This is a genomic window from Ruminococcus sp., from assembly GCF_017650195.1.
Lineage (GTDB): Bacteria > Bacillota > Clostridia > Oscillospirales > Ruminococcaceae > Ruminococcus.
In genome coordinates, this window is record NZ_JAGCFH010000083.1 from 1 (window position 1) to 11,941 (window position 11,941).

Genomic DNA, 11,941 nt, shown 5'->3' on the forward strand with positions numbered 1-11,941 from the left:
CAGGCGCATTAATCGGAGCTGACACCACGGAAGAAACGACATACACAGTTCATTTTGACCTCAGCGAGGAGGGCGTATCGGTCGCTCCGGATAAAAACAACAATATTCCCGAAATAACGGATATTACCAAGAAGGGAAACAGCTCCGTATTAATACCTAATGCTGACCTCGAAAAAGAAGGATATATCTTCTCAGGCTGGACCGAAGATGATATCAAGGGCTATGTCAAGGGCGATGTTTTTAGGATAAAGGACCACGACGTTACTCTCCACCCTGTATGGGTAGACGAAGAGGACGATGTATTCCATAAGATTACATTCAGAGTTGAATGGAACGGTGAAATAGATACTGACGCAGAAAAGCTCGTTCCACCTGTAAAAAAGCAAGCAGGCAGATTTGTGCAGATTCCCCTCGATACTTTCCCACGCAATGGCTACAAACAGCGTGGTTGGACAGACGGCACGACCGAGTTTGCAGGTCAGGAATACATTATCGTACACAACGACGATATAACACTTACTCCGAATCTCAAAAAGTTGTATATCCTTAAGTATTCAGTCGGAGACGCTGACAGAATAAACGGCGTTAAAGAACTTGAATTTGAAATTCCCGAAGGTGATTCCACAGACCTCCAGAATAACGACCGCTTCTCAAGAAACGGCTTCAAGATAAAGTGCTGGCACTGTGAGAACGACGACAAGGACTATGCTCCTATCGCTGTGTTCACCATGCCCTCCGAGGACGTTCTTATGACGCCTGTATGGGAGCCTATAAAGTACACAATCAATTTTAAACCTACAAGCAATTCTGCCGACTATATAAAGGTACAGGGCTACACGGATACTGCTATCATCGCTCCGGAATGTAGTTATGTAAAGGAAGGCTATACTTTCGCAGGATGGAAACGTGACGACCTAGTTATCCAGCCCGGTGATGAATATATTATCCCCGGCGCTACCCCCGGCACAGGAATATCTTTCTCCGCGGTATGGACAGAGAGCAGCGGCGACGAGCAGACTACCACATCTGCTCCAAACGACACAACGACCACAACTACTGTCACATCTTCTACGGTATCTTCTACCACAACCACAACTACTATCAATTCTTCTACAACCACCACGTTTACGACTACTGAAACGACTTCTTCAAGTACATCAACTGAGGATACCTCCACAACAGAAAGCACAACATCTTCTGTTACTACAACTGTAACTACAACAGTATCGACTGCTCAGGAAGAAACCGATATCTCTTATGGTGACTCAAACTGTGACGGCAATCTTGATATGGCCGACGCTGTACTCATTATGCAGGCACTCGCTAATCCTGACAAGTACGATGTCGGTGGAACCTCCGAAAATCATATCACGGAGAAAGGCAGAATAAACGCTGACGTTGATCCATCCATAAAAGGACTTACCACAAATGATGCTCTAACTATTCAGTTATATCTTCTCAATAAGATAGATAAACTTCCTCTTGCTATAGAGCTTCCTATTATAAATTAAAAATTCTGCCAAAGCAGTCCGTATAACGTAAAATGACCGAGGGTATATTCAAAAAGCCCTCGGTTTTTTGTTTTATATAACGCCAAGTCCTTCAAGCAGGAGCTTTAGTCCGATGAAGATAAGAATTATGCCGCCTGCGGTCTCAGCTTGCTTCTCATACTTGCTTCCAAATCTGTGACCAATGAATACTCCCGCAAGAGAAAGCGCAAAGGTGATAACACCTATCATAGTAACAGAAAATACAAGCTCTGTTTTTTGCGCTGCAAATACAATGCCTACTGCAAGAGCGTCTATGCTTGTTGCTATAGCCAGCAGGAAAAGCTCATTTATATCAAGACAGTACTCTTTTCCCTCTTCCGAGTCATCGTCGCCTTTCAGCGCTTCATATATCATCTTACCTCCGATAGAGGCAAGAAGTCCGAAGGATACCCAATGACTGAAGGAGCTTATGATGTTTGCAAAGCGGCTTCCGAGAAAATATCCTATCACAGGCATTATTCCTTGAAAAAAGCCGAAAAACAAAGCTGTAATAATACCTCCCCTGAGGTTGAGCTTTTTCATACTCAGCCCCTTACAGACCGACACAGAAAAAGCATCCATTGCAAGCCCGACTGAAATAAGAAGCAATTCTGTAATTGACATAAACTAAAAAGTCCTCTCAAAATATTAGGATAACTTTGCTTATTATATACTATATGATTTTTCTAGTCAATACATAACAGTTTGTACTGTTTAACTCAAAGGGTGTATTCCATGATATAATCGTCCATTACATAACCGTTTCCAATATCGGTCACAACCTTGTCTGCAATCTCGAAACCAGTCCTGAGATAAACAGATATAGCATGTTCATTATGCTTGTTCACCGTTAGGTATACTTTTTCCTTTCCGCAGTTTTTTGCCTCTTCAAATACCTTTTTCAACATCTGAGATGCTATCCCCCTGCCACGCCTGTCACTTTTGAGATATAGTTTGCTCAGAAAAAAGCGGTCGTCCTTTTCTGGTTTTACACCGATATATCCACATAGTTCGTCATCCTCGCGAACAGCAAAATAGCTGTAGTCCTGCTCTATGATCTGCTTAGTCATAGCCTTGTATGACTGAAACTTTTCGACCATATAATCTATCTGTCCTTCGCTTATTATATCGATAAAGCATTCATGCCATATTATACTGGCAAGCTCAGCCACAGCCTTAAGCTCGGTATCGCTGTTAACTTTCTTTATAGTTACAGACATATATCTTCTCCTTATAAAAAATGAAGAATAAAGATATACTCTCTATTCTTCATTTCTCTGTCATTATTATTCTTCGTCGGGCATTTCCCAGTTATGATAAACATTCTGAACGTCGTCGTTTTCCTCAAGATGCTCGAGGAGGAGATTCATCTTCTTGATGTGATCCTCATCCGTAAGCGTCGTATATGTTGAGGGTATCATCTCAGACTCAGCAGAAATGACGTTGTAGCCTTTTTCTGTAAGTCCCTCACGGAGAGCATGAACGCTCTCTGGAGCGCATTCGATCTCTACAGTTTCCTCATTGATATCGAAGTCCTCGCCACCGAACTCGAATACGTCCTCCATAACCTTGTCCTCGTCGAGACCGGTATTTTCAAGGATAACGATACCCTTGTTCGTGAACATGAAAGATACACAGCCGATAGTACCGAGGTTTCCACCAAATTTGTCGAAGTAATGACGAACCTCGCCTGCTGTTCTATTCCTGTTGTCGGTGAGACACTCAACGATAACAGCTACACCGTTAGGACCATATCCCTCATATGTGATATTCTCATAGTTGTTCTTGTCACCGTCGCCGGCTGCCTTCTTGATTATACGGTCGATATTGTCATTAGGCACATTGTTAGCCTTTGCCTTTGCAATAAGATCACGAAGTTTCGCGTTATTATTTGGGTCGGCACCGCCTTCCTTTACAACAACTGTAATCTCACGTCCAATCTTTGTGAAGATCTTGCCCTTTGCAGCGTCGGTAGCTTCTTTCTTACGCTTGATATTATTCCATTTTGAATGACCTGACATAGTTTTACACTCCTATCTGTTCATTATTATTAAGATCTGAATTTATAATAAGTTCAAACAGTTCGCGGATACGCTCTCCGCAGCCTGTGAGATAAAGATATCCGAACAGGCACTCCAGAGCTGTGGCTCTGCGGTATTCCGCAGCGTCCGCGTGCTTTGGAACTGTATTTCCCGTAGCGTTCCTACCCCTTTTCAGTACAGCCAGCTCATGATCTGTAAGCACCTCCGCCACAAGGTTATAAGCCTTTGACTGAAACTCAGCACATACCATCTGTATCTTTGCAGAATGGAGCTTTGCTACAGGCATATTTGCCTGACGCAGCAGATACTCTCTCACAAGTGTATCGTACACGCTGTCTCCGAGGAAAGCAAGGGTGAGCGGACTGTATGAATTAGCCTCACGCTCTGTCATTTTTTCCGTACTCATATCAGTTTACAAAGTCGAACTCGAAGCCCTCAAGACTTACGGTATCGCCCTCCTGCACTCCCATTTCCTCAAGCTTCGCGATAATACCACTGTTGATAAGTACACGCTGGAAATACTGCAATGAGGAATAATCATCTGGATCAACAGTACGCATGATAGGCTGTATCCACGGCGCATCTACATAATAAACGCCGTCCTCCACTGTAATCTCGAACTTCTTGTCCACGCCCAGCATCTCATCCAGCTCAGCCTGTGGTATGGGTTCAGCTTCAAATTCACGTATTGGCGGCAGGGTATCAAGCACCTCCGCTACCTTGCCGATAAGCTCTGAGGTTCCCTGAGTTGTTGCAGCTGAGATACAGAAAAACGGTATGCCCTTATCCTCTATATACTTTCTGAACTTTTCTATCTGTTCGTCTGTAGCCATATCAGACTTATTAGCCGCTACTATCTGAGGACGCTCTGCAAGTTCCTCGTTGAACTTTGCAAGCTCTGCATTGATTACCTCGAAATCCTCGCAGGGATCACGTCCCTCAATGCCCGATACATCGACTACATGAACGATTAGGCGGCATCTCTCGACATGTCTGAGAAACTCGTGTCCGAGTCCAACACCGTCCCCTGCGCCTTCGATAAGTCCGGGGATATCTGCCATTACGAACGACTTTTCATCGTCTACCCTCACCACGCCTAGTACTGGAGTAAGAGTTGTAAAATGATAATTAGCTATCTTTGGCTTTGCCGCACTGACCACCGATATAAGTGTTGATTTGCCAACATTAGGATATCCTACAAGTCCAACGTCTGCAAGGAGTTTCAACTCCAGAGTAACCTCGAACTCCTCTCCGGGATATCCCGGCTTTGCAAACTTTGGTATCTGACGGGTAGATGTAGCGAAATTGACATTGCCTTTTCCTCCCTGACCGCCCTTTGCAAGGACCTTCGGCTCATCGGAAGACATATCAGCCATTATCCTTCCGCTTTTGGCTTCACGGATAACCGTGCCTCTCGGCACCTTTATTATAAGAGGCGGAGCACTTTTGCCAGTGCAGTTTCTTCCGCTGCCGTTTTCGCCGCGCTCTGCCACATACTTTCTTTTGTATCTGAAGTCGATAAGAGTCGAGAAATTATCATCGACCTGAAAAACCACATCTCCGCCGCGTCCGCCGTCACCGCCGTCGGGACCGCCCGCCGCTACATACTTCTCACGGTGAAAGGACACCGCGCCGTCACCGCCGTCGCCGGCCTTGATCTTTATTTTCGCCTGATCAACGAACATTCCTGACCTCCGTTTCTAAAGAAAAATCCCAAGCATATGCTCGGGATTTATTGTCACGTTATGGCTGTTACTGCTCGATCTCGTAAACAGAAACCTTCTTACGGTCACGGCCGTAACGCTCAAACTTAACCTTACCGCTTACTGTTGCGAATAAAGTATCATCTGAACCGATACCTACACCGTTGCCGGGATGGATATGTGTACCTCTCTGACGAACGAGGATATTGCCTGCCTTAACGAACTGTCCGTCTGCTCTCTTTACGCCAAGTCTCTTAGCCTCAGAGTCACGACCGTTCTTTGTAGAACCAACGCCCTTTTTATGAGCGAAGAACTGCATACTGATCTTTAACATACTTACACCTCCGAAATAGTGATATTAATTGTGTTGGGAAACTCCTCAAGTATAGCTTCAAAATGCAGCCTCAGCTGTTCAAGTATCACAGCCGCATCCTTATCATTGCCCTTAACTTTACAGCTAATTACGTTCTCCCCTACCTTAATGTCGGTAGTAACGCCAAGACTGTCAAGTATATTGACAGTAAGCTGTACTGCCGATGAGACTGCCGCACAAACGACGTCCTCACCTGCTTCGGCATAGCCTGAATGACCGCTAAATTCAAAGCCTGTCAGAAGTCCCTGTTTTTCATAAAAATCTGCGCGGATCATGATCAAGCCTTGATAGCTTCGATCTTTACCTGAGTGTAAGGCTGTCTGTGGCCCTGCTTCTTCTTCTCACCCTTCTTAGGCTTGTAAGTGAAAACAGTGATCTTCTTAGCCTTGCCGTTCTTAATAACCTTTGCGCTTACTGCTGCACCGTCAACATAAGGTGTACCAATCTTAAGGCCATCATCTGCTCCGAGAGCTACTACCTTGTCGAAAGTAACTGTCTCATCAGCCTCAGCTGCGAGCTTTTCGATGAAGATGATATCTCCTTCGTTTACCTGATACTGCTTTCCGCCGGTTTCAATAACTGCATACATATTGTGGCACCTGCCTTTTCAATAAACTCGCTGTTACAGGCGCTGAGGGTACAGCTTTAAAGCCTGTTTACAAGCGGCAATAATATTTTATCACAAACCTCAGCCTTTGTCAAGCATTTTTTCCAATATTTCGAAAAAATCTTCCCCCGAGAAATCAGGGGAAGAATATTCGCTTTTACCAGACTCTGTAGCCCTCGTGACCTATCTTATATGAGGTGCCGGGAACATAGAGTTCCTCAGGCTTAAGCTCCTTGCCGTTCTCCTTGGCAGTATCTATAGCCTTTTTGAGTTCTCTGAACGCAACGCTATTGGTAACGATGCGTGTCACCTGCTCCTGAGTCGGCTTTTCGCTGAGGCGCTCCAGAACTGACTGCTGAAGATAGAAGTATGAGCGGAGCTGCGTCTTTTTGAACTCGATGCTCTGCTGCTCGTCACCCTCGCCTTCAAGAAGGAAGAGACTGTCTCCCTCTCTGTATCCAAGGGTAAGCTTTGCATATATCTCGGGTATGAATACCCTAATCTCAGCTGCAAGGTTCTTGTCACCTTCAACAAGTTCCTCGAGCTTATTTGCCATTTCGATATACTCGTCGCGGTTCTTGATCTCCTCCATCATCTTGATGGTCTCTTTCGCAGCATTTGTAACGAGCTCCTTTTTGAACGGACACTGGTCGTCCTCACGCTGTACGAAAATAGCGTACTGCTTCTCGGATACGAAAGACTCATCCGCCTTCATCTCCTTTTCAACGTACTCCTCAAAGTACTTCGGTAGCTCCACACATACAGAACCGTTAATACGTACCTCTATGATCTTCTTCTCCTTGTACTTTGCAAGGTATATCCTGAGCCAGTAATACTTCTTCGAACCGATATACTTCGGTATCTCATTCCTAATGAAGTTTACGAGCATTGTCGGCTGCTTGTCCTTTACGCCTATTCTTACTACAGACTGACAGTACATATCAAAATCGTAGTGCTGTCTGAGGTAATCAACAGATACGTGGGTAGGATTTGTCTTGGTTATCGACTGATCTAGCGGGTGCCATACTCCACCATGGAATATCTCAACAGCCATATTAGCTGCCTCTGCGTCATCCTTTCCTTGAGCGTCAACAGGATCGATGAGCGGCTCGTCAAAGTCGTCATGCTTTACGATGAATATTACCTGAAGAACCTTCAGATCGTCTACAATCTCCTCTCTACCGATCTGCACGTCTACTGTGAAACCTTTGGGCATTATCACGCAGTCGTCATAGAGAGTACCGTTGAGCTTTGCGTTGAGCGCCTCAAGCACCATTTTCTTGATATTCGCTCTCGGATCAGCAGCCTGTTCGGCTATCTCTTCCTTCTGATTGTTCTTCTTCTTAAAAAGTCCCATGTTCTATTCTCCTTAAATATAATTGTTATATCAATATATGCTGTGCATAATATTAAACAGTAAATTTGACTGCCGCCCAGCCCTCGCGGATCTCTGGCTCCGGCTTTCTGAAACCAGCCGATATGAGAGCATCTATGACCTCATTCATTCTTTCCTCTATGATGCCTGACACTATCAGTATCCCTCCGTCTCTAAGATAGCGGCGGAAACTGTCCTTCATCGCAATAAGCACATCGGCTACAATATTTGCCGCAATAATGTCGTACTTACCATCGATCTCGTCAGCAAGCTTCTCATCAGTGAGAATATTTCCGAAATAAGTCCTATATTTTTCGGGGGAGATATGATTCTTGACTGCATTTTCCATTGCAGTCACCGCTGCGTTTTCCTCGATATCCACTGCCACCGCGCTGTCAGCACCAAGCAGCATTGCACCGATTGAGAGTATACCGCTGCCACAGCCCATATCCAACAGCTTGTCACCTTTATTCAAGTATTTCTCAAGCACTTCCAGACAAAGTCTTGTTGTATGATGCTTTCCGGTACCAAAACTTGAAGCAGGATCTATCTCTAGGATTATCCTTCCGTCGGAATTGTCATAGTCCTCCCACGATGGCTTGATGACCAGCTTTTCGCCTACCTTAAAGGGCTTAAAGTACTGCTTCCAGTTGTTTGCCCAGTCCTCCTCTCGGATACTTGTCATTTCCGCTTCGAGACGTCCGTAAACTCCATCCGTGTCTAAAGTCTTCAGCTCTGAAAGCATGGACTTTATAGCGACTAGCATTTCCGCGCCCTGACCGTTTGTGGGTATATATACCGTTATACAGGTCTCACATTCCGAAAGCCCCATAAGATCATCGTCGATATAATCCCACTGGCCGTTCTTGTTTTCAAGGAACTCCTTGAAATCCTCGGAATCCTTTATAGAAAATCCCTTGATACCGATATCCTCCAGCTTTGAGCAAAGCAGCTCAATGCCTTCGGTAGTAGTGTAGATATTGACTTCTGTCCATTCCATGTAATACTTTTCTCCTTAACTGCAAACGCGCATGAGGAACATCAGCACGTCCGTATTATCGACATTTCCGTCGCCGTTTATATCAGCGGCAGAAGTCTCACTGCGTGTCAGCACCGAGACTCCCTCAGGCAGTCTGCCGAGGCTGCTGAGGTATTCATTGATTATTGCAAGGTCATACTCATCTGATACGCCGTCGTAATTTATATCTCCCACAGAAAGCTCTCTTTCCTCGGCAAGTTCGAAGTTCTTAAGTTCTATCCAGAATTTCTTTCCGCCGATCCTTACCTCTCCGAAGCCTTCCTTAACACTGAGCACATTTACAATATTACCGTTATCAAGAGTTATTTCCGACTTACTATTTTCGTCAGGCTCTGGATAAACAGCTACTGTACTCTCTGTGCAATAATACTCGCCTGTCTTATATGCAGCAGGAGCAGCCTTGGTAGTAGCCTTTACTGTAGTAGAAACTGTCGTTACTGTCGCCGACTTTGCTGTAGTTGAAACAGCAGTTGTCGTCTTGGTAGCCGTTGTTGTCTTTGTTGTTTTTGCCCCAGACGAAGAAGCGGCAGTTACCGTAGTGGTAGCAGACGTTCCTGAAGTCACAACAGAAGTGGAAATCACAGTTCCACTGTCACTGCCCTTATTATCTGTGTCGTACAAAGGCGTAAATCCGCTGTATGGCTCTTTGCCCTTTAAGGTCTGATAGATAGTTATGCTCTCGTTCCTGTAGGCTTCAAACATAAGTATCTCGTCCTTTGCAGGATCAGCCATATAAACGTCGTCGCCTATTACACCATCAATGTATACCCAGTGTCCGCCGACATTGCATATAACGTAACTTCCTGAATCGAGCAGCGCCTTTATCTCGGCAGCCTTTCCGCTTTGGTCCTTTGACTTGAATTCAAGGTTATAGGAGGTAATGCTTACTTCGCTTACGACCTTGGTCACAGAGCTCCATGAGGAAAGTCCTCCCCACTGATTGAAAGCGTGTATGTCGTTAAGTTCCATGGAAAAAACACCTGGATCAAAGCTTTCTGTGTCTCTCGCGCCCGATGCCGCGACTACCATAGCTATCGATGTAATATAGCATCCAGACTGTCGGACGGTCGAGCCACCTATAGAATTATTGCCCCACCGCTCGTCATTCTGCCGCCACAGACGAAAGTCGCCTTCGACAGCCGCTGATGTGTACGGGCTGTACGCTCCTGCAAATATAGCAATGACTGCAAATATTATCAGCAGGAGACCATTAATTCTTTTTTCTGTTACATTTCGCATAATCAACCTCCATTCAAAGGTTATCGGTCCGTTATGCGTCTCCTTTTTCTAGATTCTCTGAATGCTTCATACGCCCTTATGTATTCATTCAGAGCTTTTTCTTTTTCATTGATATTGACATTTTCACCGCCGTATACCGATCTGTCGAAAAGGTCTGCCGTATATGATATATCTGCGCCAGAGCTTTCCTGTACGAAAGCTCTCACTTCCTGAGAGGTAGTTGCCTCGTCTATATCATATACCTTGCATATTCTGTGGATAACAGCCATTACGGTATCCTTTGGCATACGCTTTCTGTTCTTAAACAGAAAGAATTTATGTGACAGCCACGGATAGGCAAGTGCAAACAAGAAAACCAAAGCGGAGCCGATAAGCATTATAAAGCCTGCCATTGAAAGCATATCCGTAGCGGTCTTATTCTTTTTTTCTATGATCGCATCTGTTATAGTAGGCTCAAAACTTACCCAGCCGTAGCCCTTGATGTATAGCTCCGGGTAGCCGTGACCGTCAGCTTCAAGAACGGCATAATTAGTATCAGAATAAACCTGACCTCCCTCCAGACGGGTCATATTATACCCCTCGCAGAATCTTGCGGGTATACCGGCTGCTCTTGCAAGCAAAACCATTGATGTGGCATACTGATAGCATACGCCCGTTTTTGTCTCAAAAAGGAATGTCTCAGCGTTATCTTTCTTTCCCTTCTCGTAATTAAGGTCGTATACATAATCGTTATTGTAGAAGTAGGATTCAAGTATAAGAGCCTTATCGTACTCTGAATCTATACCGTCTGTAAGAGCGTCGGCAAGAGCCTTTATGCGCTCGTTACCGCCGTAATCAAGCTGCTTTTCAAGGTAATCGTCGTAGAAATCGTAATCCGCCTTGAAATAATCATACATACGCTCCAATTCCTCGTCACCTTTGAACTGGTCATAATTGGCACTTAAAACTTCCTCAGTATCATCAAGAAGCCTGCGATAATTGTAGCCTGCAAGATGGTCTACAAACGCCTTATTCCGCTGATTGAAGAAGAAGGTGTCAGCGCTGTAGTCAAAAGTGAATTTATCTCCAACCTTGAATCCGCCCATGCCCATTATTGTTCCGCCATGAAGCCTGTAGACCCCAACATTTCCGGAGCAGTACAGCATTGATATGGCAAACTGCGGTACAGGAGCCATATTCGCATCCCAATTTATCATATAAAATGATACTTTTCTGACATCAGGCTCTGTTAGACCAGTTTTGACATACGTTCCAAGGCTGTACTTTTCGGCAAAATCGCTGTCCAGTTCGGCAGCCTTAAGAAATGCGTCGGCAAGCCCCATTCGTGAACCAATATTGAAAGTATCAGAAGGCGGTTCTGTGGTCTCATCGTCTATGACCGTATCAGTATATTCTGAGGTCCAGGTGTCTGTCTCAAAATCATATTTTGAACGGGTGGCCGTTTTTATTCTAAGATTTTCTCTTGCAACCGCTTCATAGACTGCGTACTGTGAATCGTTCCTACGGAACAGATCAGCCGAAGAAGTGTCTCGGAAAACGTTTATCATAGCGTCCAGCCTGTCAGTCAGAGCGTCCGCGTTAATAAGCGTTTCAATTACCGATCTGTCCGCTTCAACAGTAGGCTTAGGTATAAGAGCTGATATCACAGCAAAGGCTGCGGCGTATACCGCTATCGGCTTCCACGCCCTTTTTCTGTCTACAAACAGCGTTTTTTCATCATCCCTGAGCTGGCGGTAATACACCATAAGTAGTATATATCCTACAGCAAGAAGGACAATGTATATAGTAGGCATCTTTTCATATTCCTTGCCGTATATGGCAAATGGTATGATAAAGATCAGAAAGTTCATGAATATCCTGTACCGCACCCTTGTAAAATAGTATATTACCGAGCTCATGAACATAACGAACAGGATAAACAGTCCTGCCGTATACCATTTGCTGTAATCAAGGGAATCCTGAGGGGTTAGGAACCAGAGTCCCCAAGTGATAGGATATTTCTCCTCGCCCTTTTCCAGCACTGCCCGGAAAAAC

General features: G+C 44.9%; 13 protein-coding genes. 1 reads left to right on the forward strand and 12 read right to left on the reverse strand.

Annotated elements, in window-relative coordinates:
- The coding region (locus J6U00_RS03335) for a dockerin type I repeat-containing protein (protein ID WP_296578838.1) at positions 1–1,511 on the forward strand (1,511 nt) is incomplete at its 5' end.
- A 72-nt stretch (positions 1,512–1,583) separates the two neighbouring features.
- Here the strand turns inward: J6U00_RS03335 and J6U00_RS03340 are convergent.
- From J6U00_RS03340 to J6U00_RS03395, 12 genes are all read right to left on the reverse strand, one after another.
- A complete protein-coding gene (locus J6U00_RS03340) occupies positions 1,584–2,072 on the reverse strand; it encodes a manganese efflux pump MntP family protein (RefSeq protein WP_365717957.1) in 489 nt (162 codons plus the stop codon).
- A gap of 176 nt (positions 2,073–2,248) precedes the next feature.
- Positions 2,249–2,749, reverse strand: coding sequence for a GNAT family N-acetyltransferase (locus tag J6U00_RS03345; protein WP_296578843.1), 501 nt, complete (start codon positions 2,747–2,749; stop codon positions 2,249–2,251).
- Positions 2,750–2,815: 66 nt separating this feature from the next.
- Positions 2,816–3,550: a YebC/PmpR family DNA-binding transcriptional regulator gene (locus J6U00_RS03350; protein ID WP_296578845.1), complete on the reverse strand. Its 735-nt coding sequence runs from the start codon at positions 3,548–3,550 to the stop codon at positions 2,816–2,818.
- Positions 3,551–3,554: 4 nt separating this feature from the next.
- Complete coding sequence (locus tag J6U00_RS03355) at positions 3,555–3,977, reverse strand: ribonuclease III domain-containing protein (RefSeq protein ID WP_296578848.1); 423 nt, start codon at positions 3,975–3,977, stop codon at positions 3,555–3,557.
- 1 nt (position 3,978) lies between these two features.
- Complete coding sequence (gene obgE, locus J6U00_RS03360) at positions 3,979–5,256, reverse strand: GTPase ObgE (RefSeq protein WP_296578850.1); 1,278 nt, start codon at positions 5,254–5,256, stop codon at positions 3,979–3,981.
- A 67-nt stretch (positions 5,257–5,323) separates the two neighbouring features.
- Entirely contained in the window at positions 5,324–5,608 is a 285-nt protein-coding gene (gene rpmA / locus J6U00_RS03365) for a 50S ribosomal protein L27 (protein WP_019678572.1), read from the reverse strand.
- Positions 5,609–5,610: 2 nt separating this feature from the next.
- Positions 5,611–5,922 carry a ribosomal-processing cysteine protease Prp gene (locus J6U00_RS03370; RefSeq protein ID WP_296578853.1) on the reverse strand — a complete coding sequence of 104 codons (312 nt, stop codon included), beginning with the start codon at positions 5,920–5,922 and terminating at the stop codon, positions 5,611–5,613.
- A gap of 2 nt (positions 5,923–5,924) precedes the next feature.
- Positions 5,925–6,236 (reverse strand): 50S ribosomal protein L21, encoded by a 312-nt coding sequence (rplU, locus tag J6U00_RS03375; protein WP_296578856.1) that lies wholly within the window; start codon positions 6,234–6,236, stop codon positions 5,925–5,927.
- A gap of 175 nt (positions 6,237–6,411) precedes the next feature.
- Positions 6,412–7,611: a DUF6348 family protein gene (locus J6U00_RS03380; protein ID WP_296578859.1), complete on the reverse strand. Its 1,200-nt coding sequence runs from the start codon at positions 7,609–7,611 to the stop codon at positions 6,412–6,414.
- A 52-nt stretch (positions 7,612–7,663) separates the two neighbouring features.
- Positions 7,664–8,629, reverse strand: coding sequence for a 50S ribosomal protein L11 methyltransferase (gene prmA, locus J6U00_RS03385; RefSeq protein WP_296578862.1), 966 nt, complete (start codon positions 8,627–8,629; stop codon positions 7,664–7,666).
- Between the two features lie 15 nt (positions 8,630–8,644).
- Complete coding sequence (locus J6U00_RS03390; protein WP_296578864.1) at positions 8,645–9,907, reverse strand: dockerin type I repeat-containing protein; 1,263 nt, start codon at positions 9,905–9,907, stop codon at positions 8,645–8,647.
- 20 nt (positions 9,908–9,927) lie between these two features.
- On the reverse strand, positions 9,928–11,941 hold a 2,014-nt coding region (locus J6U00_RS03395; RefSeq protein WP_296578867.1), incomplete at its 5' end, for a transglutaminase-like domain-containing protein.

What these genes read in the sequence shown, in the direction of transcription:
- J6U00_RS03340 (WP_365717957.1), bottom strand. Translation starts at nt 2,072, where the DNA reads ATGAAAAAGCTCAACCTCAGGGGAGGTATTATTACAGCTTTGTTTTTC.
- J6U00_RS03345 (WP_296578843.1), bottom strand. Translation starts at nt 2,749, where the DNA reads ATGTCTGTAACTATAAAGAAAGTTAACAGCGATACCGAGCTTAAGGCT.
- J6U00_RS03350 (WP_296578845.1), bottom strand. Translation starts at nt 3,550, where the DNA reads ATGTCAGGTCATTCAAAATGGAATAATATCAAGCGTAAGAAAGAAGCT.
- J6U00_RS03355 (WP_296578848.1), bottom strand. Translation starts at nt 3,977, where the DNA reads ATGAGTACGGAAAAAATGACAGAGCGTGAGGCTAATTCATACAGTCCG.
- obgE (WP_296578850.1), bottom strand. Translation starts at nt 5,256, where the DNA reads ATGTTCGTTGATCAGGCGAAAATAAAGATCAAGGCCGGCGACGGCGGT.
- rpmA (WP_019678572.1), bottom strand. Translation starts at nt 5,608, where the DNA reads ATGTTAAAGATCAGTATGCAGTTCTTCGCTCATAAAAAGGGCGTTGGT.
- J6U00_RS03370 (WP_296578853.1), bottom strand. Translation starts at nt 5,922, where the DNA reads ATGATCCGCGCAGATTTTTATGAAAAACAGGGACTTCTGACAGGCTTT.
- rplU (WP_296578856.1), bottom strand. Translation starts at nt 6,236, where the DNA reads ATGTATGCAGTTATTGAAACCGGCGGAAAGCAGTATCAGGTAAACGAA.
- J6U00_RS03380 (WP_296578859.1), bottom strand. Translation starts at nt 7,611, where the DNA reads ATGGGACTTTTTAAGAAGAAGAACAATCAGAAGGAAGAGATAGCCGAA.
- prmA (WP_296578862.1), bottom strand. Translation starts at nt 8,629, where the DNA reads ATGGAATGGACAGAAGTCAATATCTACACTACTACCGAAGGCATTGAG.
- J6U00_RS03390 (WP_296578864.1), bottom strand. Translation starts at nt 9,907, where the DNA reads ATGCGAAATGTAACAGAAAAAAGAATTAATGGTCTCCTGCTGATAATA.